This is a genomic window from Streptomyces sp. NPDC040589 (assembly GCF_055594445.1).
Genome location: NZ_JBVIWP010000001.1, coordinates 1 through 26,431, shown reverse-complemented (window position 1 = coordinate 26,431; position 26,431 = coordinate 1). Strand labels below are relative to the sequence as shown.

Here is a 26,431-nt window from a genome sequence, read left to right as displayed (position 1 = left end):
CCCCCTCGGTTCCCCCACCCCTAGGGTGTATCCAGCCGTCCCCGTCGGTTCACCCGTCCGTGCGGGCGCTCGGAGTGAACGGGGGGAGCGGAAGGGGGCGCTTTCGCCGAGCGGCCTGTCCCGCTGATCATCTCGCCCCTACCGTCGAACACGCGAGGGCACGGGTGTACGGCGGGGAGGCTCGACGATGGCGTCGGATCAGGCAACGGCGGCAGCGGAGCAGGCGGGCCGGGCCCCCGAAGAAGCCCTCGTCCGGATCCACGACCTCGCCGGCCGCCCCCGCGGCACCGGCTTCCTGGCCGACCACCACGGCACGCTCGTCACCAGCCACGAGGCTGTCGACGGACTGCCCCGGTTCGTCCTGTGCGGGGCCGGGGACCGCCGCCGTGTCGTGACCGCCGACGCGGTCACCCCGCTGCCCGCCCTGGACCTGGCCCTCGTACACACCGACGGCCTCGATGTGCCTCCGATGCCGGTAACCGTGCGGGACGGGACCCGGACCGGCACGTACGTACGGATCGCCGCCGGCGGCTGGCGCGAGGCACGTGTCCTGGGCTCGGCCACCGCGACGTACACGGCCGTGAACCAGGTCCACCGTCTCGACGCGCTGGAGCTGGCGGTCGGCACGGCAGGGCGGGACGCACTGCGGCCGGCCGGCGGAGCGGCCGGCGGCCCCGTGCTCGACGCCGCGACCGGTGCCGTCGTCGGCGTGCTCGGTACGGCGCTCAGCTCCGACCACAGCGACGTCGGGTTCGCCGTGCCGCTGCACCCACGGGTCCCCGGAGCGGCGGGCCCGCTCGCCGAACTGCTCGCCGAGAACGCGGCGACGGTCCCCGCGTACGGCGCCGACCTCAACCTGGCCGGAGTGCTGGAGCTGACCGGCACATCGGTGGCCCAGGACGGCCCTGTCCGCCTTCCGGAACCGGTCGAACGGGCGGCTGCGGCGGCCGAGTTCAGCGCCTTCACGGAAGGCCCGGCCGCCGTCCTCGGCCTTGTCGGGCCGCCGGGCAGCGGTCGTACGACGGAACTCGCGGCGCTCGCGGCCCGCCGGGACCGCAGCGGGCACCCCACGCTCCGGCTGCGCGGGTCCGAACTGCGGGACGACGACGCGTCGGTGGCGGACGCGGCGAGCCGGGTGCTGGCCGGGGCCGCCCTGGCCGTGGCGGCCGACCGCGCCCCCTTCCCGGCCGACCTGGGCGACACCACGCCCGAGCGCCTGGCCGGCCTCGCCCGCGCCTTCGGCCGCCCGCTGCTGCTCCTCCTGGACGCTCCCGAGGAGATGCCGCCGCCCCTGGCACGCCGTCTGGCCACCTGGACGGACGGGACGGTGCGGTGGCTGCGGGAGACGGGAGTACGGCTGGTCGTGGCGTGCCGGGCGGAGTACTGGGAGGGGGCGCCGTTCCCGGCCGGGGTACTGCACGCGCCGGCCGGTGCGGAAGCGCGGCCCGCGTGTGTACGCCTCGGCGATCTCACCGAGGACGAGGCCCGGGAGGCCCGCCTGCGGCACGGCATCCCGGACGGCGCCCTCGCCGACACCGACGCCCGGCATCCCCTGGCCCTTCGGCTGCTCGCCGAGATCCGCACCGCCCTCGCCGATGCCCCCGACGCGCCCGCCGCCACCCTCGACCGGCACGACGTCTTCGCGGCCTACCTGGACCTGATGTCCCTGCGCATCGCCGCCCGGCTGGCCGCCGGGAACGGCCTGCGCGGCACCGCCGTACGCCGGCTGGCCGCCAAGGTCGCCGGACAGGTGCACGAGGCCGCCCGGCGCGGCCTCGGCCCCGGGCCGGGGGATGTGGACCGGGAGGCATTCGAGGCGGTCTTCCCGTGGGGGCCCGCCCCCGCGCGGCTCGGCGGCGGTACCGGCTGGGGGCAGGCCGTCCTCGCCGAGGGCCTGCTCGTGCCCGCCGGACCCGGCTACCGCTTCACCCACGAGGAACTCGCCGACTGGCTCCAGGGCATGCACCTCGACCTCGACGAGGCCCTCCGGGCCCTCGTCCACCGCCGCGGGGAACCGCAGCCCGACCCCGTGCCGCACCATCGCATCGGGCCCGTGGTCCAGGCCCTGCTGTTCCTCGCCCGCCAGCACGGCACCGGTCGGTCGGCCTCCCGGCTGGCGGACCTGGTGCACGCTCTGGACGCCGACCCGCGGTCCTGGTGGGCCGCCCGGCTGCTCGCCGGGACCCTGTCGGCCGTGCCCGACGCGACGCCGTACACCGAGGTGCTGCGGCTGCTCGCCGACCGGATCGTGGCCTGGCGGCGGCAGGAGCGGCCCGTGCCGGAGGAGGTCGGGCCCACCTTCTGGACCGGCTTACGGCTGCCGCAGGACGTGCGCCTCGGGCTGCTGCGACGGCTGGTCCACGCCGACGGCCCGCCGTGCGAGGCCGGTCCCCGTTTCCTCGACGCCGTGGCGCGGCTGCTCACCGCCGACCCCACGGGCGTGCAACCGCTGCTCGCCGACTGGTTCGACGACGAGCGACCGCTGCCCGCCACCCCGCACGCGACCGTGGCCACGGCCGCCCAGGCGCTGCTGCACACCCACCGAGGGCGGGCCCTGGACGAGCTGACGGACGTGCTCGTCGACCGCGCGCACCCGCGGGCCGACGAACTGCTCGCCGTGCTGGCCGAGGAGGAACCGTCGGCGATGTGCCGGGCCGTGGACCGCTGGGCGCTCGACGAGCGGCCCGCGCGCCGGGACGCCGCGGTGGCGCACGGACTCCGTGTCGCACCGCACGTGAGCACAGGAGAGGACCGCGCCCTCCTGCGTTACGCGGCCCTCGCCCTGCTCGCCCGCCCCACAGGCCACGCCCTGCACGGGGGCGCACTCGCCCTCCTCGTCCAGGACCCGCACACCCGGGCCAAGTACCTCCCACGGGCGCTGGAGTGCTTCGCGGCGGGCGACCCGCGCTTCCCCCAGGACGTGCCGGCCCGCGCCCTCCTGGCCCACCCCGAGCCGGTCCTCGGCGCCTTCGCGGAGCGGCTGCGGCGGCCGGACGCGGAGGAGGCGCTGCGGGCGCTCGCCGACGCCACCCCGCCCGGCCTGGCCCGGCGGGTCGCCGCACTGGTCCGGGAGGCGGCGGAGCTGCGGCCGGAACTCGCCGGGCAACTGGCCGCGTACGTCGACCAGCGGCTCGACCGGGGCCCTGAAGCCCGGGCCGTGCTGCTGCCCCTGGTCACCGGCCTGCTGGACGGCGGGACGGTACGGCTGCGGTGCGCCCTCGCCGCCGTCCTCACCCCGCCCGGCATCCCCGCCTCCCGCCCGCTGCGCCGCGAACTGCGCGACGCGCTCCTGGCCCGCGAGCACGACACCGACGTGCTGGACGCGCTGCTCCAGGCCGCCGCCCGGAACAGCGGCGACGACCTGCGCGACATCGTCCACCGCGTCGGCCTGCTCCTCGTGCGCACCCCGGAGGGCGCCGGCCGCTTCGACCGCGCCCTGGTCGATCTGGGCCGGCACGTGCCCGGATTCGCCGCCCGCGCGGCCGGCTGGCTGGCCGACGCGCCCGAGGAGTGGGCGGCGGTGGTCGGGCCCAGCTCGCACCGGATGATCGAGAACCTGGCGGGCGTACGCGTCCCCGCCTGACAGGATGGCGCCGGGCCGGACCGGCCCGGGCGTCGTGCGTCCTGTCACAGCCCATGCCGATGCGGGCCGGAGGCAAGCGGCATGGCACCCTTAGACCTGCGCACGAGGCAACCACGGACAACCACGGACACGGTTCGACGAGCTTTCGACAAGGAGCAGGCACAGTGCAGCGCTGGCGTGGCTTGGAGGACATCCCCCAGGACTGGGGGCGCAGCGTCGTCACCATCGGCTCCTACGACGGAGTCCACCGCGGACACCAGCTGATCATCCGGCATGCCGTGAACCGCGCCCGGGAGCTGGGGGTGCCCGCCGTCGTCGTCACCTTCGACCCGCACCCCAGCGAGGTCGTCCGGCCCGGCAGCCACCCTCCGCTGCTCGCCCCGCACCACCGCCGCGCCGAACTCATGGCCGACCTGGGCGTGGACGCGGTGCTCATCCTCCCCTTCACCACCGAGTTCTCGAAGCTCTCCCCGGCGGACTTCGTCGTCAAGGTGCTCGTCGACAAGCTGCACGCCAAGGCCGTCGTCGAGGGCCCCAACTTCCGTTTCGGGCACAAGGCCGCCGGCAACGTGGAGTTCCTGGCCACGCAGGGCAAGACCTACGACTTCGAGGTCGAGGTCGTCGACCTGTACGTGACGGGTGAGGCGGGCGGCGGGGAGCCGTTCTCCTCCACGCTGACCCGGCGGTTGGTCCGCGAGGGCGATGTCGAGGGCGCGGGGGAGATCCTGGGCCGGCCGCACCGGGTCGAGGGTGTTGTCGTCCGAGGCGCCCAGCGCGGGCGCGAGCTGGGCTTCCCGACGGCCAATGTCGAGACGCTGCCGCACACGGCCATCCCGGCCGACGGTGTGTATGCCGGCTGGCTGCATGCCCAGGGCGAAGTGATGCCGGCCGCGATCTCCGTCGGTACGAATCCGCAGTTCGAGGGGACCGAGCGCACGGTGGAGGCGTATGCCATCGACCGGGTCGGGCTGGATCTGTACGGGTTGCATGTCGCCGTTGATTTTCTGGCCTTTGTGCGGGGGCAGGCCAAGTTCGACACGCTTGACGCGTTGCTGGAGCAGATGGGGCAGGACGTCAAGAAGTGCAGGGAGTTGGTGGCGGCCGAGGGGGCTGTCTAGGCCTTTCGTGTGCCGTCCGCGGGTGGTGTGGGGCTGGTCGCGCAGTTCCCCGCGCCCCTGAGTCGGGCCGAAACCGCCCAGTGACAAGCGACCTGCGACTCCCCGCTCCCGCTCAGCACCTCCAGGTCCTGGCCTCTGCACGCGTCTGCCACGCCCGCCCGGGCCGCCTCGCCGGTGGCCAGGATCTGGCAGCGGGCGTGGAAGCGGCAGCCGTTCGGTACACGTGACGGGTCCGGGGGCTCGCCGGTGAGGACCACCGGGGTGCCCGGGGCCTCCGGGAGCACGGACAGCAGTGCCTGGGTGTACGGATGACGGGGTGCGGTCAGTACCTGTTCCACCGCGCCCGTCTCCACGATCCGGCCCAGATACATCACGGCGACCCGGTCGGCGATGTTCCACGCCAGTCCCAGGTCGTGCGTGACGACCAGCGCGGACAGGCCGAGCTCGGTGCGCAGCCGCAGCAGCAGGGCGAGGATCTCACCGCGTACGGAGGCGTCCAGGGACGCCACCGGCTCGTCGGCGACGAGGAGTTCGGGTTCCAGGACGAGCGCGCCCGCGATGACGACCCGCTGGCGCTGCCCGCCGGACAGCTCGTGCGGATAGCGCAGGAAGAAGCGCTCGGGGGGCCGTAGCCCGGCCCGGGACAGGGCCTCGGCGACCGCGGTCCGTTCGTCGCCGCCGTAGCCGTGGATGCGCAGCCCCTCCGCGACCGCGTCGTACACCGTGTGCCGTGGGTTGAGCGAGCCGCTCGGGTCCTGCAGGACCAGCTGGACGCGCTTGCGGTATGCCTTCAGGGACCGGCCGGAGTACTCCAGCGGGCGTCCGTCGAAGGTGACCCGGCCCGCGGTCGGCTCGACCAGGCCCAGCAGCGCGCGGGCCAGGGTCGTCTTGCCGCAGCCGGACTCGCCGACCAGCGCGACGATCTCGCCGGGCCGGATGTCGAGGTCCACCCCGTCCACCGCGCGGGCCCGGGGCCCGCCGTGCCGGCCGGGGAACGTGACGTAGAGGCCCTGGGCACTGAGCAGGGGTGCCGTGGTGACGTCGGATGCCGTGGGGGACATGGTCATGGCGTGCCGGGCCTCGCTTCCTCCATGGCATCAGGTTCTTCGCGGGCCTCGTGGGCCTCGTCAGCCGGCCGGCCGACCAGGACGCACGCCGCGCGGCGTTCCGGCCCCGCCTCCCGCAGCTCCGGGTCCCCCTCGGCGCAGGACTCCAGTGCCACCGGACACCGGGGATGGAACGTGCAGCCGGACGGCAGCGCGGACGGGTCGGGCGGGTCGCCCGCCAGTCCTTGCGGCGCGAAGCGGGAGGCCGGGTCGCCGATGCGCGGGAACGCTGCCGACAGGGCCCTGGCATACGGGTGCCGGGCGTTCTCGTATACCTCGGCGGCCGGGCCCTCCTCGACCACCCGGCCCGCGTACATCACCGCGAGCCGGTCGCAGGTGTCGGCGAGGACCGCGAGGTCGTGGCTGATCATGATCAGACCGAGGTCCTGGTCGGCCACGAGCTGTTCGATGAGCCGGAGGATCTGCGCCTGGATCATCACGTCGAGCGCGGTGGTCGGCTCGTCGGCGATGACCAGCCGGGGGTCGCAGGCCAGCGCCATGGCGATCATGACGCGCTGGCGCTGGCCGCCGGACAGCTCGTGCGGGTAGGCGTCCGCGCGGGCGGCGGGCAGGCCCACCTGCTCCAGCAACTCGCCGGTCTTCTTCTTCGCCCCGGTCGGAGTCGCCTTCCTGTGCAGCAGGATCGGCTCGGCGATCTGGTCGCCGATGCGGTGCACGGCGTTCAGGGAGTGCATCGCGCCCTGGAAGACGACGGAGGCCCCTGCCCAGCGGACCGCCCGTACCCGGCCCCACTTCATCGTCAGCACGTCCTCGCCGTCGAGGAGCACCTCCCCGCTGATCCGGGTGCCCGTCGGCAGCAGCCGCAGCAGGGCCAGCGCCAGTGTGGACTTGCCGCAGCCGGACTCGCCGGCCAGGCCGAGCTTCTGGCCCGCGTCCAGGCGCAGGTCGACGCCGCGCACGGCGGCCGCCCCGCCCGCGTACGTCACCGTCAGATCCCTGACGTCGAGCAGACTCAACGCGACACCCCCAGTCTGGGGTTGAGGACGGACTCCACGGCCCGTCCGCACAGCGTGAACGCCAGCGCCACCACGGCGATGGCGATGCCCGGCGGCACCAGGTACCACCAGTCCCCGGCGCTGACCGCGCCCGCCTCCCGCGCGTCCTGGAGCAGCCCGCCCCAGGACACGATCGTCGGATCGCCCAGGCCGAGGAAGGCGAGCGTCGCCTCGGCGAGGATCGCGGTGGAGATGATCAGGGTCGTCTGGGCCAGCACCAGCGGCATGACGTTGGGCAGGACGTGCCGGGACATGATGTGCCGGTGCCCGCCGCCGAGCGCCTTGGCCCGCTCGATGTACGGCCGGGTCTCCACCGCCAGCGTCTGCGCCCGCACCAGCCGGGCCGTGGTCGGCCAGGTGGTGACGCCGATCGCCACGACGGTCGTGGTCAGCGAGCGGGACATCACGGTGGCCAGGGCGATCGCCAGCACCAGCGTCGGCATGACCAGGAACCAGTCGGTGATCCGCATCATCACCGTCGCGTACCAGCCCTTGAAATGCCCGGCCGTCACCCCGATCAGCGTGCCGATCGCCACCGACAGCACGGCGGCGAGCAGCCCGACCAGCAGCGACACCCGCGAGCCCCAGATCACCAGGCCCAGCAGGTCGCGGCCGAACTGGTCGGTGCCGAGCGGGAACTCGGCGCTCGGGCTCTGCATCGGACGCCCCGGCGCTTCGGTCACGCTGCTCACGTCCGAGCCGACGAACAGCGGCGCGAACAACGCCAGCAGCGCGCACAGCGCGAGCGCGGTCAGGCCGTACAGCCCCGCCCGCTCGGCGCGGTACTGCCGCCAGAAGCGCGCGACGGAGGCCCGGCGGCGCTGCCGGGCGAGGGCGCGCGGGCTCAGGGCCGTCTCGGTCGTCGTCGTCATCGGGCCACCCGGGGGTCCAGCAGCGGATAGACCAGGTCGGCGAGGGTGTTCATCACGATCACCGCGGCGGCGAACACGAAGAACAGGCCCTGCACCAGCGGCAGATCGGGCACGCTCAGCGCCTGGTAGAACAGCCCGCCGAGTCCGGGCCAGGAGAACACCGTCTCCACGAGGATCACACCCGCCACCGTCCGGCCGAGGTTGATGAAGATCAGCGTCACGGTCGGCAGCAGCGCGTTCGGCACGGCGTGCCGGCGCCGTACGAGGTCGTCGCGCAGCCCCTTGGCCCGCGCGGTCGTCAGATAGTCGCTGCCCATCTCGTCCAGCAGCGCCGACCGCGTGACCAGCAGCGTCTGCCCGTACTCCACCGCCACCAGCGTCGCCACCGGCAGCACCAGATGGTGTGCCACGTCGAGGACGTACGCGAAGCCCTCCTCGCCGCCCGACTCCATGCCGCCGGTGGGGAACATCCCGGGGAGCGGGCCGATGCCCACCGACAGCACGATGATCAGCAGCAGCCCGAGCCAGAAGGACGGGATGGAGTACAGCGTCAGCGCGAGACCGGTGTTGACCCGGTCCCCGGCCGTGCCGCGCCGCCACGCCGAGCGCGTGCCGAGGAAGATGCCCAGCGCGGTGTACAGGACGAAGGCGGTCCCGGTGAGCAGCAGGGTGTTCGGCAGCGCCTCGGTGATCTTGTCGACGACGGGCGAGCGGAACTGGTACGACGTCCCGAAGTCGCCCGTGAGCGCCTTTCCGCAGTAGTCGGTGAACTGCCGCCACAGCGGCAGGTCGAGCCCGAACTCCCTGCGATAGGCGGCCAGCTGCTCGGCCGACACCTGACGGCCGCCCGTCATGGTCTTCACCGGGTCGCCGGGGATCAGCCGGAAGAGGAAGAAGCTGGTGACGAGCACGGCCAGCAGCGATACGGCGGCCCCGGCCACCTTGCCCGCCAGGTACCGCGGGTACGCGGAGCCCTTGCGTACCCGGGGCCCGGCCGCCGGTTCCCTCTCCTCGACCAGCGCGGGTGTCGCGTCGGCGGTCATGTGTGCCCGCTCGCCCGCGCTACTCGCGGTCCTCGGCGGTGGCCCGCCGCCGCATGACAGCGAAACCGCCGAGCCCGGCGAGGAGCACGACAACGGCGACAACCCCGACCACGACCACCGTGGACGACGCGTTCTCCGACGACCCGCCGGAGTCCGCCGGGACCGCCGACCACCAGCTCCAGTAGCCGTCCTGGCCGTAGATGTTCCCCGCCTTCGCCGGCATGGTGGTGATCGACTTGATCTGGTCCGTCCGGAAGGCCTCGACCGCGTTCGGATACGCCATGACGTTCATGTACCCGAGGTCGTACAGCCGCGACTCCATCTGCTGGACGATGTCCGCCCGTTTGGCGGGGTCGTACTCGGCGAGCTGCCGGGCGTAGAGCTCGTCGTACTTCTTGTCGCAGATGAAGTTGTCGGTGGCACCCGTGTCCTCGGGGGTCGCCGGGAGGGCGCCGCAGGTGTGGATGGACATCACGAAGTCCGGGTCGGGGTTGACCGACCAGCCGTCGAACGCCAGGTCGTACTTCCCGGCGAGCCAGGGGTCGGTCACGTTGTCCAGGCAGTTGAGCTGGACGCCGATGCCGAGCGCGCCCCACCACTCCTGGAGGTACTTGCCGACCGCCTTGTCGTTCGGGTCGGTGGCGTGGCACAGCACGCGGTAGCTGATGGGCTTGCCGTCCTTGCCGACGCGCTTGCCGTCGCCGTTCTTCTTGTAACCCGCCTGGTCGAGCAGCCGGGCCGCCTCGGCCGGGTCGTACGCCAGCTTCTGGTCCGCGGACGGCTTCCAGTAGTACTGCGAGAAGCGCGGCGGGATGTAGCCCTCGCCCTCGACGGCGTGTCCCTGGAACACCTTTTCGATGATGGCCTCGCGGTCGACGGCCATGAACAGCGCGTTGCGCACCCGCTGGTCCAGCAGGGAGGGGTGGCCGTCGCCGAATTTCTTGCCGTTCTTGGCCTTCGCGCCCGGGTTGGTGGCGAGGGCGTAGAAGCGGCGGCCGGGGGCGTCGTTGACCTGGATGTTGTCCGCGCCCTCCAGGGACGCCGCCTGAGCGGGGGTCAGGGACGGCGACCCGGCGACGAACGACACCTCGCCCTTGCGCAGCGCCGACACCGCCGCGTCCTGGTCCTTGTAGTAGCGGAAGACCAGCTCGTCGAACTTCGGCGTCCCGCGCCAGAAGCCCTTGTTGGCCTTGAGCCGGACATAGCTGTCGGCCTTGTAACCGGTCAGCGTGAACGGCCCGTTCCCGACGACGGGGAAGCTCTTGTCGTTGTTGAACTCGGAGAAGTCAGAGACCTTCTCCCACACGTGCTTCGGCACGATCGGCACATCGAGGGAGACCATCGTGGCCTGCGGTTTCTTCAGCTCGACGACCAGCTTGGTGGGGCTCGGGGCCGTCACCTTCTTGAAGTTGCCGACGTAGCTGCCATTGGCCGTGGCCGCGCCCTCGTCGGTCATCATCTTGTTGAACGTCCACGCCGCGTCCTCGGCGGTGGCCTGCTTGCCGTCCGACCACTTGGAGTTCGAGCGGATCGTGTACGTCCAGGTCAGCTTGTCCGGCGACGACTCCCACTTGGTGGCCAGGCCCGGGATGGCGTGGTTGTCCTTGGGGTCGTAGTTGGTCAGGTACTCGTACATGAGCCGGTGAATGCTCGTACTGAGCAGCCGGACCGCCAGGAACGGGCTGAGCGAGTCCACGCTCTGCGCCACCGCGACGGTCAGCACCTTGCCGTCGTCGGCCGCCCGGGCCTGCTGGGGCGCCGGGTCGAGCGGGGTGGCGAGCCCGGCGGTGAGGGTGAGCGCGGCCGCCCCGGCCACGGCGACGAGCCGGAGGCCGCGCGGGAGGCTGCGTGTCTGATCGTTCGTGCCCATGGTCGGACCTCGCGTCATCGCTCGGACGGGAAGGACGGGTTGATCAGCTGTCAGACGTTTGATGAGTGTGTATCAGCGGCCGTCTCCACCCGTCAACGGCGCGTTCACCCCTTGTGGCCTGCGGAAATAACGAATTGGCGAGCTTTCCGCACTCATTGGTCGAGACCACTGACGCCCTCCTGGCCAGGGGCTGGCAACGGATTTCGCCCCTGAACGCGCCGAAGCCCGCGCCGAGTGGGAACGGCGCGGGCCAGGAAGGGGATCGGCCCCTCGAAAGGGGCCGATCGGGTGAGGCGATTACTGCGTCGGAGGCGGAGGCGGCGGAGTCTGACCATCGGGCTGAGCCGGGTAGCCGGGCTGACCCGGCTGGCCCTGCTGGGGGTAGCCGTAGCCCGGCTGCGGGGGCGCGGCCGGGGGCTGCCCGGGCTGGGCGTACGGCGGCTGCCCGGGCTGCGGCTGCTGCGGGTACGCGCCCGGCTGGCCGGGCTGCGGGTACGGCGGCTGGCCCGCGGCCTGCGGATACGGCTGACCCGGTTGGGCCGGGGGCTGGCCCGGCTGGGGGTACGGCTGTCCGGGCTGGGCGTATGGCTGTCCGGGCTGGGCGTACGGCTGGCCGGGCTGTGGCTGCTGCGGGTACGGGCCCGGCTGGCCCGGGATCGGCTGTCCGGGAACCTGCTGGTCGGGGCCCGGCTGGCCGGGGTACGGGGCCTGGCCCGGGGCCTGGTGGCCGGGCAGCGGCGGGGCGGCCACCGGCGGCGGGTTGCCGTCGGAGGTCCACAGGCCGTGCGCCTGCTGGTGGCGGGTGAAGTCCTCGGCGATCAGCGCCGCGAGGTTGAAGTACGCCTCCCGCACCTTCGGCCGCATCATGTCGAGGTTGACCTCGGCACCGGCGGAGAGATGCTCGTCGAACGGCACGACGACGACGCCGCGGCAGCGCGTCTCGAAGTGCGACACGATGTCCTCGACCTTGATCATCTTGCCGGTCTCGCGCACACCGGAGATGACGGTGAGGGACCGCGAGACGAGGTCGGAGTACCCGTGCGCGGACAGCCAGTCCAGCGTCGTGCTCGCGCTGCTCGCGCCGTCCACGGACGGGGTCGAGATGATGATGAGCTGGTCGGCGAGGTCCAGCACACCGCGCATGGCACTGTAGAGCAGACCGGTGCCGGAGTCGGTGAGGATCACCGGGTACTGCTTGCCCAGCACGTCGATCGCGCGCCGGTAGTCCTCGTCGTTGAAGGTCGTGGACACGGCCGGGTCGACGTCGTTGGCGATGATCTCCAGCCCGGACGGAGCCTGGGACGTGAAGCGCCGGATGTCCATGTACGAGTTGAGGTGCGGGATCGCCTGGACCAGGTCACGGATGGTGGCCCCGGTCTCCCGCCGCACACGGCGCCCGAGGGTGCCGGCGTCCGGGTTGGCGTCGATCGCGAGGATCTTGTCCTGCCGCTCCGTGGCGAGCGTGGAGCCGAGGGCGGTGGTGGTGGTCGTCTTGCCCACGCCGCCCTTGAGGCTGATCACGGCGATCCGGTAGCAGGACAGCACGGGCGTGCGGATCAGGTCCAGCTTCCGCTGCCGCTCGGCCTCCTCCTTCTTGCCACCGATCTTGAACCGACCGCCACCGGCCGCCGGGCGGCTGCTCTTCGCCTTCTGCTTCTTGCTGTTGAGCAGCCGGTCGGACGACAGCTCCACGGCAGCGGTGTAACCGAGCGGAGCGGCCCCGGGGTTGGTCGGCTGCCGCTGGTCGTGCTGCATGGGCTGCGGCCAGGCGGCCCCGGTCCGCGGGTCCACGGGCTGCTGCCCGGGATGCACCGGCTGCTCGGCCTGGCCGGGGTGCGGCGGCTGCGCGTGCGGCGGCTGCGCCTGCGGGGGCATGCCGGCCTGCGGCTGGGGCTGGGCCGGGGGCTGCTGGGGGAAGCCGTAGCCGCCTTGGGCGTTGGGGGCACCGGGCTGAGGGAAGCCGTAGCCGCCCTGGGGGTCGGGCCCTGCCGGGGCGGGTGCGCCCTGCTGCGGGAAGCCGTAGCCGCCCTGCGGGTTGGGTGCGGGGGCCGGCGGGGTGTCGGGCTGCTGCGCCGGGGGCTGCTGGGCCGCCGGGGCGGGTGCGCCCTGCTGGGAGAAGCCGTAGCCGCCCTGCGGGTTGGGTGCGGGGGCCGGCGGAACCGCCGGCTGCTGGGCCGGGGGCTGCTGAGCGGCCGGGGCCGGGGCCGGGGCGCCGGGGTGCGGGAAGCCGTAGCCGCCTTGGGCGTTGGGTGCGGCAGGGGCTGGTGCGCCCGGGTGCGGGAAGCCGTAGCCGCCCTGCGGGCTGGGTGCGGGGGTCGGCGGGGTGCCGGGCTGCTGGGCCGCCGGAGCGGGTGCGCCCTGCTGCGGGAAGCCGTAGCCACCCTGTGCGTTGGGCGCGGCCGGGGCCGGACCGCCCTGCTGCGGGAAGCCGTAGCCCCCGGGCTGCGGTGCGGGCTGGGCGGGCGGCTGGTGCGGCGGCGTGGGTGCGGCCTGCTGGTTCCAGGCGGCAGGCGCGGGCTGTGGTGCCTGCGGCTGGAACGGCGGCTGCTGGGCCGGTACCGACGGCTGGGGCGGCACGGGCGGCTGCCCCTGCGCGGCCGTCGGCTGCGGCTGCGCCGGCGCGTCCGGATCCGTGGGCTGTGCCTGCGGCTGCGCGGGCCACTGGCCCGCGGGCGCCGGTGCGGCCGGCTGGTACGACGGCGGCAGCGGCGGCACGCCCTGCGGGGCCGGGGGAGTCCAGGCGGGCGGGGCGTCGGTCGCGCCCGGCCCGGCGGAGTCCTGCGGAACGCTGTCCTCGGGAGCGGCGTCGGCAGGCGCGGCGTCCGAGGGCTCCGCGTCGACAAGCTCGGAGCTCACGGCCTGGGCGTCCGCAGGAGGAGTGTCGTCGGGCTCCGCGTCGGCCGGCTCGGGTGCGGCGGAGTCCTCATCCGCAGGCACGGCATCCACGGGCGCGGGCGGCGCCGGGGGCGCAGGCACCCAGTCCTGCGGTTCGGCGGCCTCCGCTGCCGCATCCTCCGAAGCCTCGTCCTCGTCTTCGGCATCATCGGAGGCAGGGGCGTCCGCACCGGACACGTCAGCCACGTCAACCGAGTCCACCGCATCCGCAGGCTCGGAGGCGACGCCGTCACCGTCCTCGTCGGCGTCATCAGAGGGCGCACCCTCGACGTCACCGCCCGAGTCCGCGTCCTCGACCTCGTCCTCGTCCTGCTCCTCGTCCACCGCCTCCAGCCGGGCCTCGACCTCCGCCTCGGCGGCACGCTCCGCGATCTCCCGCTTCAGGGCGACGGCGGAGAAGCGCATGGTGGCACCGCTCTCCAGGTCTCCGTTCCCCGACTCGGCTTCCCCAGCAGCGGGAGTGTCCGGAGCAGCCGGAGTGTCCGCGGCATCCGGATTAGGCGGCGTCGCCGGAACCTCCGAAGCGGCGGGAGCCACCGGAGGCTGCTCCGGAGTGGCAGGCGCGACCGGGGTCTCCGGCGGAGCCGACGGCGTCCACTGCGCCTGGAACCCACCGACGGGGATGTTCGGCACGGCCGTAGGAGAGGCCGGATCCGCGGCGGGCGTCTCGGGCCGCCCCTGCGGCTGCGACACCTGCGGCTCGAAACCGCCCTTCATCGGAAGCCTGGGAACGGCGGAAGGACCCTCCCCAGAGGGCGCGGGCGGTGTGAAGGGCGTGCCCGGCGCGGGAGCGGGCGGCGTGAACGGAGCGCCAGGAGCGGGCGCCGGCGCGGGCGGCGTGAAAGGCGCCCCGGGCGCGGGAGCCGGAGTCTGAGACGGGCCAGAGGTCTGCCCCGGAAGGGACGAGGTCCCGGCAGAAGCATTCGCGTGCGGCGGCGGAGTGAGCCCCGGCAGCGGCGGCACCGGCCCCTTCGGCGCCCCGGAAGCCCCCGTCGGCGCCCCGGAACCCCCGGAACTCGCGGGCGCCCCCGAAGCGCTGGAGTCCTCGGACGCACCCGCCCCCTGCCCCGAGCTCGAACTCGCCGAGGCGTTCTGCGTGTACCAGGCGGGCGGCGCGTAGTCGATGGTGAACTCGCCCGTCACCTCTGCTGCGGACTCCGCGTCGGGCTGGTCATCGCCGGGTGTCGCCCAGCCCCCGCGGATCCCGTCCCGATCGCTGCTCACAGTGTTCCTCCTGGTGTGGTCGAGCACCCTCATGCCGTGCTGGGGCGACCCTTGCTTGTCGTCCGAGGTCGTCCGAATCCACAAACTCCCCCGCTTCCCCCTGGGACACCGACGCCCACTCCACGGGTTCTGACGTCGCGCCCCCGTCCCAGCCTAATCACCACAAGCCCCGCCTCGGCAGGCCCGTCCACCCCCGAGCACCCGTCCGTCGCGTCACAACCCGCCCGGAAGGTGCTCAGAACTGACATACGCAGCACTCACTTTGGTGAACAAAAAGGGCGATACCTGTGAAGAATGTCGAACCGCCTTGCCTCGTAGGCGGCTTGAGGGACGCGGACCCGTCCGCGGAACGCGACGAGGGGTGAGCCGGTGGTCGCTCACCCCTCGTAAACCCGCTGGACCTACTACCCGGCTTGCGGCCCTCCGTCGCGCGCCCCCGGCTCCAAGTCGAACTCCCCGTCCCGCGCCCCCAGCACGAACGCCCGCCACTCCGCCTCGGTGTAGCGCAGCACCGTGTCCGGGTCGAGCGAGGACCGCATGGCCACGGCCCCCTCGGGCAGGTACGCGATCTCGACCCGCTCCTCGTGCTCCTCGGTGCCCGGCGCGCTGTGCCACTCGACACCGGAGATGTCGAGGGCGTAGAGCTCGTCCCGCTCCCGCTCCTTGCGTGCCTTGATCTCCTCAGCCGTCTCCGCCATGCCGCAGCGACCCCTTCCCGACGTACCCGTTCCCGAAGTCCGGATCATCGACGTGCCAACGATCCGAACCCGCTCACCCTAGTGGCCCCCTCCGCCCTGTCCGGGGGGTTGGGAGACCAGGGCAAAGACGCCCCTGACCGCCTGGTACCCTGGTCGACGGCCGTTTGTGTACGCACCCCCGGGGCTCACCGCCCTGGAGGCCGCGCCCAGCGGATCCCGCCTTCCGAGTCACGGAAGCTCCCCCGAGATGCAGACCGGGGGCACTCGGTGGCCCTTTACAGACCATGAGGAGTACGCGTGTCGCTCGACGCCGCTACGAAGAAGCAGATCATGTCCGAGTTCGGTACCAAGGAGGGTGACACCGGCTCCCCCGAGGTCCAGGTCGCTCTGCTGTCGCGTCGGATCTCCGACCTGACCGAGCACCTCAAGACCCACAAGCACGACCACCACTCCCGCCGTGGCCTGCTGATCCTCGTGGGTCAGCGTCGCCGCCTTCTCCAGTACCTGGCGAAGAAGGACATCCAGCGCTTCCGTGTGCTGGTCGACCGCCTCGGCATCCGCCGTGGTGCGGCGGGCGCCAAGTAAGACGTCGTGAGGGGAGCGGTTCCCGGGGAAAGGGGACCGCTCCCTTTGCTGTACGTGCGTAGTGTCGCCGCCCCTTTGTAGTGTGGTAGCACAACGCATGTCGTACGACACAGGACGTACGACCCAGAACGAGGAGAAGCGCACCTAGCCGCCGCCGGTCCTCGGTAGTGGCCCCCGGGGGAATGCGAGCCCCGAGGGCTTCGATCGAAGACCGGCCCGCACAGCACGGCGCGCTCTCCGCAACCGTCTCCCTGCCACACGGGCAGCCGAGACGAGGACGAGGAGATAACGCTAGTGGAGAACGAGACCCACTACGCCGAGGCCGTCATCGACAATGGCGCCTTCGGCACCCGCACCATCCGCTTCGAGACGGGCCGCCTGGCCAAGCAGGCCGCCGGCTCCGCCGTGGCGTACCTGGACGACGACACCATGGTGCTGTCGGCCACCACCGCCTCCAAGAACCCCAAGGACCAGCTCGACTTCTTCCCCCTGACGGTGGACGTCGAGGAGCGGATGTACGCCGCCGGCAAGATCCCCGGCAGCTTCTTCCGCCGTGAGGGCCGTCCCTCCGAGGACGCCATCCTCACCTGCCGGCTGATCGACCGCCCGCTGCGCCCGTCCTTCAAGAAGGGCCTGCGCAACGAGATCCAGGTCGTCGCCACGATCATGGCGCTCAACCCCGACCACCTGTACGACGTCGTGGCGATCAACGCCGCCTCCGCGTCCACGCAGCTGGCCGGCCTGCCCTTCTCCGGCCCGATCGGCGGCGTCCGCGTCGCGCTGATCAACGGCCAGTGGGTGGCCTTCCCGACGCACTCCGAGCTCGAGGACGCCGTCTTCGACATGGTCGTCGCGGGCCGCACCCTGGAGGACGGCGACGTCGCGATCATGATGGTCGAGGCCGAGGCCACCGAGAAGACCATCAAGCTGGTCGAGGGCGGCTCCGAGGCGCCGACCGAGGAGGTCGTCGCCGCCGGTCTGGACGCCGCGAAGCCCTTCATCAAGGTGCTCTGCAAGGCCCAGTCGGACCTCGCCGCCAAGGCCGCCAAGCCCACCGGCGAGTTCCCGATCTTCCTGGACTACCAGGACGACGTTCTCGAGGCCCTCACCGCCGCCGTCAAGCCGGAGCTCGCCTCCGCGCTGACGATCGCCGCCAAGCAGGAGCGCGAGTCCGAGCTGGACCGCGTCAAGGCGCTCGCCGCCGAGAAGCTCCTGCCGGAGTTCGAGGGCCGCGAGAAGGAGATCTCCGCCGCGTACCGCTCGCTGACCAAGACCCTGGTCCGTGAGCGCGTCATCAAGGAGAAGAAGCGCATCGACGGCCGCGGTGTCACCGACATCCGCACCCTGGCCGCCGAGGTCGAGGCCATCCCGCGGGTCCACGGCTCCGCCGTGTTCGAGCGTGGCGAGACCCAGATCCTGGGCGTCACGACGCTGAACATGCTCCGCATGGAGCAGCAGCTCGACACGCTGTCGCCGGTGACGCGCAAGCGCTACATGCACAACTACAACTTCCCGCCGTACTCCACCGGCGAGACCGGCCGCGTCGGCTCCCCGAAGCGCCGCGAGATCGGCCACGGCGCGCTCGCCGAGCGCGCCCTCGTGCCGGTCCTGCCGACGCGCGAGGAGTTCCCCTACGCGATCCGCCAGGTCTCCGAGGCGCTGAGCTCCAACGGCTCGACGTCCATGGGCTCGGTCTGCGCCTCCACCATGTCGCTGCTGAACGCCGGTGTGCCGCTCAAGGCCCCCGTCGCCGGCATCGCCATGGGCCTGATCTCCCAGGAGATCGAGGGCGAGACGCACTACGTCACCCTCACCGACATCCTCGGTGCGGAGGACGCCTTCGGCGACATGGACTTCAAGGTCGCCGGCACGAAGGACTTCGTGACCGCCCTCCAGCTCGACACCAAGCTGGACGGCATCCCGGCCTCCGTCCTGGCCGCCGCCCTCAAGCAGGCCCGTGACGCCCGCCTCCACATCCTCGACGTGATGATGGAAGCGATCGACACGCCGGACGAGATGTCCCCGAACGCCCCGCGGATCATCACCGTCAAGATCCCCGTGGACAAGATCGGCGAGGTCATCGGCCCCAAGGGCAAGATGATCAACCAGATCCAGGAGGACACCGGCGCCGACATCACGATCGAGGACGACGGCACGATCTACATCGGCGCGGTCGACGGACCGTCCGCCGAGGCCGCCCGCACCACGATCAACGGCATCGCCAACCCGACCATGCCGGAGGTCGGCGAGCGCTACCTGGGTACGGTCGTGAAGACGACCACCTTCGGCGCGTTCGTGTCCCTGCTGCCGGGCAAGGACGGTCTGCTGCACATCTCGCAGATCCGCAAGCTCGCCGGCGGCAAGCGCGTGGAGAACGTCGAGGACGTCCTCGGTGTGGGCCACAAGGTCCAGGTCGAGATCGCCGAGATCGACTCCCGCGGCAAGCTCTCCCTGATCCCGGTCATCGAGGGCGAAGAGAACGATGAGACGAAGGACGACACCGACAAGTGACGTCGAGTAGCTCCAAGGCGACGGCCCGCACCTCCTCGGAGGCGCGGGCCGTCGCCCGTACCCAAACCCTGATCAAGGGCACAGGCGGCATCGGCACGGTCCGCAAGACCACCCTCCCCGGCGGCCTGCGCATCGTCACCGAGACCCTGCCCTCGGTCCGCTCCGCCACCTTCGGCATCTGGGCGCACGTCGGCTCCCGCGACGAGACCCCGGCTCTGAACGGCGCCACGCACTACCTGGAGCACCTGCTCTTCAAGGGCACCGACCGCAGGTCCGCCCTGGACATCTCCGCCGCGATCGACGCGGTCGGCGGCGAGATGAACGCGTTCACGGCGAAGGAGTACACGTGCTACTACGCGCGCGTGCTCGACACCGACCTGCCGCTCGCCATCGACGTCGTCTGCGACATGCTCACGGGCTCCCGCATCCTCGAGGAGGACGTCGACGTCGAGCGGGGCGCGATCCTCGAAGAGATCGCCATGACCGAGGACGACCCGGGCGACTGCGTGCACGACCTGTTCGCGCACACGATGTTCGGTGACAACCCCCTCGGCCGCCCGGTCCTCGGCACGGTCGACACGGTCAACGCCCTCACCGCCGACCGCATCCGCCGCTTCTACAAGAAGCACTACGACCCGACCCACCTCGTGGTCGCCTGTGCGGGCAATGTCGACCACGCCAAGGTCGTACGGCAGGTCCGTGCCGCCTTCGAGAAGGCCGGAGCCTTCAGGGAACCGAGCGCCGAGCCCGTCGCCCCGCGCGGCGGCCGGCGCGCCCTGCGCACCGCGGGCCGCCTCGAGCTGATCGACCGCAAGACCGAGCAGGCGCACGTCGTGCTCGGTATGCCGGGCCTGTCCCGCACGGACGAGCGCCGCTGGGCCCTGGGCGTGCTCAACACCGCGCTCGGCGGCGGCATGTCGTCCCGCCTCTTCCAGGAGGTGCGCGAGAAGCGCGGCCTGGCCTACAGCGTGTACTCGTACACCTCCGGCTTCGCCGACTGCGGCCTCTTCGGCGTGTACGCCGGGTGCAGGCCGTCGCAGGTGCACGACGTGCTGAAGATCTGCCGCGACGAACTCGACCAGGTCGCCGAGCACGGTCTGTCCGACGACGAGATCGGGCGCGCCATCGGCCAGCTCCAGGGCTCCACGGTCCTCGGCCTCGAGGACACCGGCGCGCTGATGAACCGTATCGGCAAGAGCGAGCTGTGCTGGGGCGAGCAGATGTCCGTCGACGACCTGCTGGCCCGGATAACGTCGGTCACCCCGGACGACGTCCGCTCGGTCGCCCGCGAGATCCTGGGACGGCGGCCTTCCCTGTCGGTCATCGGCCCGCTGAAGGACAAACAGGCGGCCCGCCTGCACGACGCCGTCGCCTGACGAACCCCCTGGTGAAGGAAGCACAAGAGATGAGCAAGCTGCGTGTGGCGGTCCTCGGCGCCAAGGGCCGGATCGGCTCGGAAGCCGTTCGAGCCGTCGAGGCCGCCGAGGACATGGAACTCGTCGCCGCCCTGAGCCGGGGCGACAAGCTGGAGACCCTGGCCGAGACCGGCGCCCAGGTCGTGGTCGAACTGACCACGCCCGACTCGGTCATGGCCAACCTCGACTACTGCGTACGCCACGGCATCCACGCGGTCGTCGGCACCACCGGCTGGACCGACGAGCGCCTCGCGCAGCTGAACGGCTGGCTGGCGAAGTCCCCGGAGACCGGCGTGCTCATCGCGCCGAACTTCTCCATCGGGGCCGTCCTGACCATGAAGTTCGCGCAGCTCGCCGCCCCGTACTTCGAGTCCGTCGAGGTCGTCGAGCTGCACCACCCGAACAAGGTGGACGCCCCCTCCGGCACCGCCACGCGCACCGCCCAGCTCATCGCCGACGCCCGCCGGACCGCCGGCACCGCCCCGGCCCCCGACGCCACGACCACCGCCCTGGAAGGCGCCCGCGGCGCCGACGTCGACGGCGTACCGGTGCACGCCGTCCGGCTGCGCGGTCTGCTGGCCCACCAGGAGGTCCTGCTCGGCGCGGAGGGCGAGACCCTGACGGTCCGGCACGACTCGCTCCACCACAGCAGCTTCATGCCGGGCATCCTGCTCGGCGCCCGCCGTGTGGGGAGCGTCCCTGGCCTGACCTTCGGCCTGGAACACTTCCTGGACCTGAGCTGAGCCCCTGACGTCATGCGCGCGAAGCTCACCTACGCCCTCACGGCCGCCGTCCTGGTCGTCTACTTCGTCCTGGTCGGCAGCCGCGGCGTCCTGCTCATCGAGACCGGTACGCCCCTCACCGTCACCTTCGGCGTCGCGGTGCTGATCCTGCCGGTCATCGGCCTGTGGTTCCTGTGGAAGAACACGCAGTTCGTCCGCAGGGCCAATCAGCTCGCCGCCGAACTCGACGCCGAGGGCGGTCTGCCCGTCGACGAGTTGAAGCGCACCCCCAGCGGGCGCATCGACCGGGACTCGGCCGACGAGGTCTTCGCCCGGCGCAAGGCCGAGACGGAGGCCGCCCCCGGCGACTGGCGCACCTGGTTCCGCCTGGCCGTCGCCTACCACGACGCCCGCGACACCCCGCGCGCCCGCAAGGCGATGCAACGCGCGATCGCCCTGCACGACGGCAGGCAGCCCGAAGCCGCCTGAGCCGCACCCACACATGCCGGCGGGGGGGGGGGGGGGGGGGGGGGGGGGGGGGGTGGGGGTGGGGGGGGGGGGGGGGGGGGGGGGGGGGGGGGGGGGGGGGGGGGGGGGGGGTCCACCCCCCCCCCCCCCTCTCCCCCCCCCCCCCCCCCCCCCCCGCCCCCCCCCCCCCCCCCCCCCCCCCCCGCCGGCATGTCATCAGGACGTCAGCGCGGGCCGTACTCGTCGGCCCATGCCCCCACCGCGTCGGCCGCCCGCTCGAAGGCCTCCGTCCGGCCCAGGAAGTCCGCGTTGTGCGTCGTCAGCAGCGGCGGCACACCGTCCGCGGCCTGTCCTCGCCGGACGAGCAGCAGCGCCTGGCCCTGCAGGGTCCGGGGGAGTCCCAGCCAGCGCACCGGCTGCTGCACCGTGCGCACCGAGACGACCTGCGCCCAGGGCGCCGTACGCGTCGTGAGGAAACCCACGTGCCGCAGCCCGCGCGCGCTCACCCACACGCCCATGCGCAGCAGCCGCAGCGCTCCGACGATGACGAGCAGCGCGAGAGCGAAGACCAGCCCGGCCGAGGCCGGTTCGGCCGTCGCCGCGATGATGACCGCGGCGAAGAGCACGAACGAGGCGAGCAGCAGCGCCAGCGCCGCCGCCCCCACCCGCCACGGCCCGGGGCGGTACGGCCGCCGCCAGGTGTCACGGTCCTCGTGCGGCAGCGGAACGTCGTCCGCCGCGTCGAAAACGCGGTCGGCCGTCAGGAAGGGCAGGGGCACGGCTGGTCCTCACTCGATCCATGCGTGGGCTGTGCCCGGTGAGGCTACCGATCTGCTTCCGCGGTCACCACTGGCAGGGGGCCGGACGGAGTCACCGCCGGCCCGCGGTGGCTCAATGGTTCTGGGACGCCTGCGACTGCTGCGGATGCGAGTCCGGGCGCTCGACTGTCAGTGCGGGTGTCCCGATGACCAGGGAACCCACAAGCCCCGCCACGATGGTCAGGCCCATCAGCCAGCGCCCGGCCTTCTGGCTGACCGACAGCCGCTCACGCGGTGGGGGAGTGATATTGCTGCGGAACCTGTCGGCCTCGGCGACGAAGGCAAACGGTACGGGTTCACGCCGACCGAACATCAGGGGTGCTTCTCCTTCGGAGGTGGAACGGATCACTTTCATCAGTAGAGACGAAAGAACTCCCTCAGAGGTGCCCTGTTTCGCCGACTTCATTGCGGCACGCCACCGATGGCTCTGATTTCGACGGGCCGTAGAGTGACGTCGCCACACGACGAGATGGGAAGGCCCTGCCAACCGTGACCGACACCCCAGCCGACGACCCCAAGCCCAGCTACCGCAGCGACGTCACCGTCGAGCTGGTCAAGCACACCGCGTCCGACGCGGACGTCCTCTTCGCCGCCCGCGTCTCGACTCTCGGCGAGCAGTCCCTGGAGGAGCTGGACAAGGACCCCGAGCGTTCCAAGGGCCTGATCAACTACCTGATGCGGGACCGGCACGGCAGCCCGTTCGAGCACAACTCGATGACCTTCTTCATCAGCGCCCCGATCTTCGTCTTCCGCGAGTTCATGCGGCACCGGGTCGGCTGGTCGTACAACGAGGAGTCGGGCCGGTACCGGGAGCTCCAGTCGGTCTTCTACGTCCCCGACGAGTCCCGCAAGCTCGTCCAGGAGGGCCGTCCCGGCAAGTACGTCTTCGTCGAGGGCACGCAGGCCCAGCAGGAGCTGGTCGGCCGTGTGATGGAGGACTCCTACCGGCAGGCGTACGAGGCCTACCAGGAGATGCTCGCCGCCGGCGTCGCCCGCGAGGTCGCCCGTGCGGTCCTGCCGGTCGGCCTGTACTCCTCGATGTACGCCACCTGCAACGCCCGCTCGCTGATGCACTTCCTCGGCCTGCGCACCCAGCACGAGCTGGCCAAGGTCCCGTCCTTCCCGCAGCGTGAGATCGAGATGGTGGGCGAGAAGATGGAGGCCGAGTGGGCCCGGCTCATGCCGCTCACCTACGCCGCCTTCAACGCGAACGGCCGCGTGGCGCCGTAACGCGGCCCGGTTCCCCGATCAGGTACAGATGTACGGTTCAGCCGTGCGAGGTGTCCGTATTGCGGCATTTCGAGAAGTTCACTTAGCCTGATCGAACGGGTCCGGCACTGCTTGAACCCCCGAGCAGGCAGTGCCGGGCTCCACCTTTGTCACGACTTGTCGCCTGCCCCTAGGGCAGACCCGGTCCTGAGCAACGAGTAGCGTGTAACCCATGGCTCCGACCTCGACTCCGCAGACCCCCTTCGGGCGGGTCCTCACCGCCATGGTCACGCCCTTCAAGGCGGACGGCGCACTCGACCTCGACGGCGCGCAGCGGCTCGCCACCCACCTGGTGGACGCAGGCAACGACGGCCTGGTCATCAACGGGACCACCGGCGAGTCCCCGACCACCAGCGACGCGGAGAAAGCGGATCTCGTACGGGCGGTCCTGGAGGCGGTCGGCGACCGCGCCCACGTGGTGGCCGGCGTCGGCACCAACGACACCCACCACAGCATCCAACTCGCCCGCGCCGCGGAGCGCACCGGGGCACACGGCCTGCTCGTCGTGACGCCGTACTACAACAAGCCCCCGCAAGAAGGCCTCTACCGGCACTTCACGGCCATCGCCGACGCCGCCGGCCTGCCGGTCATGGTCTACGACATCCCCGGCCGCAGCGGCGTCCCGATCAACACCGAGACGCTCGTCCGTCTCGCCGAGCACCCGCGCATCGTCGCCAACAAGGACGCCAAGGGCGACCTCGGCCGCGCGAGCTGGGCCATCGCCACCTCCGGCCTCGCCTGGTACTCCGGCGACGACATGCTGAACCTCCCCCTGCTCTCCGTCGGCGCGGTCGGCTTCGTCTCCGTCGTCGGCCATGTGGTCACCCCCGAGCTGCGTGCCCTGGTCGAGGCGCACACCTCGGGCGACGTCCAGAAGGCCACCGAGATCCACCAGAAGCTGCTCCCCGTCTACACGGGCATGTTCCGCACCCAGGGCGTGATGACGACCAAGGCGGCGCTCGCCCTGAAGGGCCTGCCCGCCGGGCCCCTGCGCGCCCCCATGGTCGAGTGCGCGCCCGAAGAGATCGAGCAACTCAAGATCGATCTTGCCGCCGGCGGGGTACAGCTCTGACACCAGACTTCGCGCGGGACCCCCGCGCGCGTGCTTCACAACTGAATAAGCGGGCCACCGGTGCCCGCGCACCCCACACAGACAACTGCATCTGCACGAACGTCATGCGCGCCACGTGCCCTACCGGTACGTGGCGCGTGTGGTGAGGAGAGTCTTTTGAGTCATCCGCATCCCGAACTCGGCCCGCCCCCGCCGCTCCCCGAAGGCGGCCTGCGCGTCACCCCGCTCGGCGGTCTCGGTGAGATCGGCCGCAACATGACGGTCTTCGAGTACGGCGGCCGCCTGCTGATCGTCGACTGCGGAGTGCTCTTCCCCGAGGAGGAGCAGCCCGGAATCGACCTGATCCTGCCGGACTTCTCGTCCATCAGGGACCGCCTCGACGACATCGAGGGCATCGTCCTCACGCACGGCCACGAGGACCACATCGGCGGCGTCCCGTTCCTCCTGCGCGAGAAGCCGGACATCCCGCTGATCGGCTCCAAGCTGACCCTCGCCCTCATCGAGGCCAAGCTCCAGGAGCACCGCATCCGCCCGTACACCCTCGAGGTGGCCGAAGGGCACCGCGAGCGCATCGGCCCCTTCGACTGCGAGTTCGTCGCGGTCAACCACTCCATCCCGGACGCGCTGGCCGTGGCCATCCGCACCCCCGCGGGCATGGCGGTCCACACCGGCGACTTCAAGATGGACCAGCTCCCGCTGGACAGCCGCCTCACCGACCTCCACGCGTTCGCACGCCTGAGCGAAGAGGGCATCGACCTCCTCCTCTCGGACTCGACGAACGCCGAGGTCCCGGGGTTCGTCCCGCCCGAGCGGGAGATTTCCAACGTCCTGCGCCAGGTCTTCGCCGGCGCCCGCAAGCGCATCATCGTCGCGAGCTTCGCCAGCCATGTGCACCGCATCCAGCAGATCCTGGACGCGGCGCACGAGTACGGCCGCAGGGTCGCCTTCGTCGGCCGCTCCATGGTCCGCAACATGGGCATCGCGCGGGACCTGGGTTATCTGAAGGTCCCGCCGGGCCTGGTCGTGGACGTCAAGACGCTCGACGACCTCCCGGACAGCGAAGTGGTCCTGGTCTGCACGGGCTCCCAGGGCGAACCGATGGCGGCCCTGTCCCGCATGGCCAACCGGGACCACCAGATCAGGATCGTCCAGGGCGACACGGTGATCCTGGCGTCCTCCCTGATCCCCGGCAACGAGAACGCGGTCTACCGCGTGATCAACGGCCTGACCCGCTGGGGCGCCAACGTGGTCCACAAGGGCAACGCCAAGGTCCACGTCTCCGGCCACGCGTCCGCGGGCGAGCTGCTGTACTTCTACAACATCTGCCGCCCGAAGAACCTCATGCCGGTGCACGGCGAATGGCGCCACCTGCGGGCCAACGCCGAACTGGGCGCCCTGACCGGCGTCCCGCACGACCGCATCGTCATCGCCGAGGACGGAGTGGTCGTCGACCTCATCGAGGGCAAGGCGAAGATCTCCGGCAAGGTCCAGGCGGGCTATGTCTACGTCGACGGCCTCTCGGTCGGCGACGTGGGTGAGCCGGCCCTCAAGGACCGCAGGATCCTCGGCGACGAGGGCATCATCTCCGTCTTCCTGGTCATCGACTCGTCCACCGGAAAGATCACCGGCGGCCCCCACATCCAGGCTCGCGGCTCCGGCATCGAGGACTCCGCCTTCGGCGACGTGGCCCCCCGGATCACGGAGGTGCTCGAACGCTCCGCCCAGGACGGCGTGGTCGAACCCCACCAGCTCCAGCAGCTTGTTCGCCGCACGCTGGGCAAGTGGGTCTCGGACAACTACCGGCGCCGGCCGATGATCCTGCCTGTGGTCGTCGAGGTCTGACGGACCGTCGGGCCCGAGCAGGCGCCAACTGGGAGCGGGGCTCTTCGATTTGCATCGAGGAGCCCCGCTCCAGTAGGTTTACAACTCCTCCCGACGGGGCACCCGGCCAACTCAGCGCCGGGGATCATGCTTCGGCCGAGGGAGGGGAAATCCGACTCAGAAACTTCTGATAAAGTCGGAACCGCCGGAAAGGGAAACGCGGAAGCGGGAACCTGGAAAGCACCGAGGAAATCGGATCGGAAAGATCTGATAGAGTCGGAAACGCAAGACCGAAGGGAAGCGCCCGGAGGAAAGCCCGAGAGGG

At 71.8% G+C, this 26,431-nt stretch carries 20 protein-coding genes and 1 pseudogene; 11 read left to right on the top strand and 10 right to left on the bottom strand.

Annotated elements, in window-relative coordinates; translation table 11 throughout:
- Positions 1-187 precede the first annotated feature (187 nt).
- The gene (locus tag ACZ58V_RS00105; protein ID WP_471287654.1) at positions 188-3,583 is read left to right on the top strand and encodes a trypsin-like peptidase domain-containing protein; all 3,396 of its coding nucleotides are present in this window, start codon (positions 188-190) and stop codon (positions 3,581-3,583) included.
- Between the two features lie 164 nt (positions 3,584-3,747).
- Positions 3,748-4,701 (top strand): bifunctional riboflavin kinase/FAD synthetase, encoded by a 954-nt coding sequence (locus ACZ58V_RS00100; protein WP_471287652.1) that lies wholly within the window; start codon positions 3,748-3,750, stop codon positions 4,699-4,701.
- On the opposite strand, the gene ACZ58V_RS00095 is transcribed toward ACZ58V_RS00100, so the two are convergent.
- The 6 genes from ACZ58V_RS00095 to ACZ58V_RS00070 all read right to left on the bottom strand — a co-directional run bounded on the left by ACZ58V_RS00095 (position 4,698) and on the right by ACZ58V_RS00070 (position 13,908).
- The gene (locus tag ACZ58V_RS00095) at positions 4,698-5,768 is read right to left on the bottom strand and encodes an ABC transporter ATP-binding protein (protein WP_468195264.1); all 1,071 of its coding nucleotides are present in this window, start codon (positions 5,766-5,768) and stop codon (positions 4,698-4,700) included. The genes ACZ58V_RS00100 and ACZ58V_RS00095 overlap by 4 nt on opposite strands.
- The gene (locus ACZ58V_RS00090) at positions 5,765-6,784 is read right to left on the bottom strand and encodes an ABC transporter ATP-binding protein (protein WP_471287649.1); all 1,020 of its coding nucleotides are present in this window, start codon (positions 6,782-6,784) and stop codon (positions 5,765-5,767) included. Before ACZ58V_RS00090 ends, ACZ58V_RS00095 begins: the two co-directional genes overlap by 4 nt.
- Complete coding sequence (locus ACZ58V_RS00085; RefSeq protein ID WP_471287646.1) at positions 6,781-7,695, bottom strand: ABC transporter permease; 915 nt, start codon at positions 7,693-7,695, stop codon at positions 6,781-6,783. Before ACZ58V_RS00085 ends, ACZ58V_RS00090 begins: the two co-directional genes overlap by 4 nt.
- Entirely contained in the window at positions 7,692-8,738 is a 1,047-nt protein-coding gene (locus ACZ58V_RS00080) for an ABC transporter permease (protein WP_471287644.1), read from the bottom strand. The genes ACZ58V_RS00085 and ACZ58V_RS00080 overlap by 4 nt, the downstream gene beginning before the upstream one ends.
- A gap of 19 nt (positions 8,739-8,757) precedes the next feature.
- Positions 8,758-10,608 carry an ABC transporter substrate-binding protein gene (locus tag ACZ58V_RS00075; RefSeq protein ID WP_468195273.1) on the bottom strand — a complete coding sequence of 617 codons (1,851 nt, stop codon included), beginning with the start codon at positions 10,606-10,608 and terminating at the stop codon, positions 8,758-8,760.
- 297 nt (positions 10,609-10,905) lie between these two features.
- Entirely contained in the window at positions 10,906-13,908 is a 3,003-nt protein-coding gene (locus ACZ58V_RS00070) for a MinD/ParA family ATP-binding protein (protein WP_471288706.1), read from the bottom strand.
- A 535-nt stretch (positions 13,909-14,443) separates the two neighbouring features.
- Here ACZ58V_RS00070 and ACZ58V_RS00065 point away from each other — a divergent pair.
- On the top strand, positions 14,444-14,623 hold the full coding sequence (locus tag ACZ58V_RS00065; protein ID WP_471288759.1) for a hypothetical protein: 180 nt from the start codon (positions 14,444-14,446) through the stop codon (positions 14,621-14,623).
- 23 nt (positions 14,624-14,646) lie between these two features.
- Here ACZ58V_RS00065 and ACZ58V_RS00060 read toward each other — a convergent pair.
- Positions 14,647-14,760: pseudogene (locus tag ACZ58V_RS00060) on the bottom strand (hypothetical protein); the annotation flags it as partial.
- A gap of 371 nt (positions 14,761-15,131) precedes the next feature.
- Positions 15,132-15,425: a DUF397 domain-containing protein gene (locus ACZ58V_RS00055; RefSeq protein WP_468195278.1), complete on the bottom strand. Its 294-nt coding sequence runs from the start codon at positions 15,423-15,425 to the stop codon at positions 15,132-15,134.
- Positions 15,426-15,722: 297 nt separating this feature from the next.
- Here ACZ58V_RS00055 and rpsO point away from each other — a divergent pair, with 297 nt between their 5' ends.
- The 5 genes from rpsO to ACZ58V_RS00030 all read left to right on the top strand — a co-directional run bounded on the left by rpsO (position 15,723) and on the right by ACZ58V_RS00030 (position 21,147).
- Positions 15,723-16,010 (top strand): 30S ribosomal protein S15, encoded by a 288-nt coding sequence (rpsO, locus tag ACZ58V_RS00050; protein WP_361666009.1) that lies wholly within the window; start codon positions 15,723-15,725, stop codon positions 16,008-16,010.
- A 294-nt stretch (positions 16,011-16,304) separates the two neighbouring features.
- Positions 16,305-18,521 carry a polyribonucleotide nucleotidyltransferase gene (locus ACZ58V_RS00045; RefSeq protein WP_468195282.1) on the top strand — a complete coding sequence of 739 codons (2,217 nt, stop codon included), beginning with the start codon at positions 16,305-16,307 and terminating at the stop codon, positions 18,519-18,521.
- Entirely contained in the window at positions 18,518-19,897 is a 1,380-nt protein-coding gene (locus ACZ58V_RS00040; RefSeq protein ID WP_468195285.1) for a M16 family metallopeptidase, read from the top strand. The genes ACZ58V_RS00045 and ACZ58V_RS00040 overlap by 4 nt, the downstream gene beginning before the upstream one ends.
- A gap of 29 nt (positions 19,898-19,926) precedes the next feature.
- On the top strand, positions 19,927-20,679 hold the full coding sequence (dapB, locus tag ACZ58V_RS00035; protein ID WP_471287641.1) for a 4-hydroxy-tetrahydrodipicolinate reductase: 753 nt from the start codon (positions 19,927-19,929) through the stop codon (positions 20,677-20,679).
- A 12-nt stretch (positions 20,680-20,691) separates the two neighbouring features.
- Entirely contained in the window at positions 20,692-21,147 is a 456-nt protein-coding gene (locus ACZ58V_RS00030; protein ID WP_468195290.1) for a tetratricopeptide repeat protein, read from the top strand.
- A 203-nt stretch (positions 21,148-21,350) separates the two neighbouring features.
- Here ACZ58V_RS00030 and ACZ58V_RS00025 read toward each other — a convergent pair whose 3' ends face one another.
- Both ACZ58V_RS00025 and ACZ58V_RS00020 read right to left on the bottom strand, forming a co-directional pair.
- Positions 21,351-21,905: a hypothetical protein gene (locus ACZ58V_RS00025; RefSeq protein ID WP_468195292.1), complete on the bottom strand. Its 555-nt coding sequence runs from the start codon at positions 21,903-21,905 to the stop codon at positions 21,351-21,353.
- Positions 21,906-22,017: 112 nt separating this feature from the next.
- On the bottom strand, positions 22,018-22,257 hold the full coding sequence (locus ACZ58V_RS00020) for a hypothetical protein (protein WP_189728212.1): 240 nt from the start codon (positions 22,255-22,257) through the stop codon (positions 22,018-22,020).
- 176 nt (positions 22,258-22,433) lie between these two features.
- Here ACZ58V_RS00020 and thyX point away from each other — a divergent pair, with 176 nt between their 5' ends.
- From thyX to ACZ58V_RS00005, 3 genes are all read left to right on the top strand, one after another.
- Complete coding sequence (gene thyX / locus ACZ58V_RS00015) at positions 22,434-23,174, top strand: FAD-dependent thymidylate synthase (RefSeq protein WP_468195295.1); 741 nt, start codon at positions 22,434-22,436, stop codon at positions 23,172-23,174.
- A gap of 211 nt (positions 23,175-23,385) precedes the next feature.
- The gene (gene dapA / locus ACZ58V_RS00010; protein ID WP_468195297.1) at positions 23,386-24,285 is read left to right on the top strand and encodes a 4-hydroxy-tetrahydrodipicolinate synthase; all 900 of its coding nucleotides are present in this window, start codon (positions 23,386-23,388) and stop codon (positions 24,283-24,285) included.
- 156 nt (positions 24,286-24,441) lie between these two features.
- Complete coding sequence (locus tag ACZ58V_RS00005) at positions 24,442-26,127, top strand: ribonuclease J (RefSeq protein ID WP_468195300.1); 1,686 nt, start codon at positions 24,442-24,444, stop codon at positions 26,125-26,127.
- Positions 26,128-26,431: the final 304 nt, after the last annotated feature.

Coding starts and splice junctions, on each gene's coding strand:
- ACZ58V_RS00030 (WP_468195290.1), top strand. CDS start 20,692: ATGCGCGCGAAGCTCACCTACGCCCTCACGGCCGCCGTCCTGGTCGTC.
- ACZ58V_RS00085 (WP_471287646.1), bottom strand. CDS start 7,695: ATGACGACGACGACCGAGACGGCCCTGAGCCCGCGCGCCCTCGCCCGG.
- ACZ58V_RS00105 (WP_471287654.1), top strand. CDS start 188: ATGGCGTCGGATCAGGCAACGGCGGCAGCGGAGCAGGCGGGCCGGGCC.
- ACZ58V_RS00080 (WP_471287644.1), bottom strand. CDS start 8,738: ATGACCGCCGACGCGACACCCGCGCTGGTCGAGGAGAGGGAACCGGCG.
- ACZ58V_RS00095 (WP_468195264.1), bottom strand. CDS start 5,768: ATGACCATGTCCCCCACGGCATCCGACGTCACCACGGCACCCCTGCTC.
- dapA (WP_468195297.1), top strand. CDS start 23,386: ATGGCTCCGACCTCGACTCCGCAGACCCCCTTCGGGCGGGTCCTCACC.
- ACZ58V_RS00070 (WP_471288706.1), bottom strand. CDS start 13,908: ATGCGCTTCTCCGCCGTCGCCCTGAAGCGGGAGATCGCGGAGCGTGCC.
- ACZ58V_RS00075 (WP_468195273.1), bottom strand. CDS start 10,608: ATGGGCACGAACGATCAGACACGCAGCCTCCCGCGCGGCCTCCGGCTC.
- ACZ58V_RS00055 (WP_468195278.1), bottom strand. CDS start 15,425: ATGGCGGAGACGGCTGAGGAGATCAAGGCACGCAAGGAGCGGGAGCGG.
- dapB (WP_471287641.1), top strand. CDS start 19,927: ATGAGCAAGCTGCGTGTGGCGGTCCTCGGCGCCAAGGGCCGGATCGGC.
- ACZ58V_RS00020 (WP_189728212.1), bottom strand. CDS start 22,257: ATGTTCGGTCGGCGTGAACCCGTACCGTTTGCCTTCGTCGCCGAGGCC.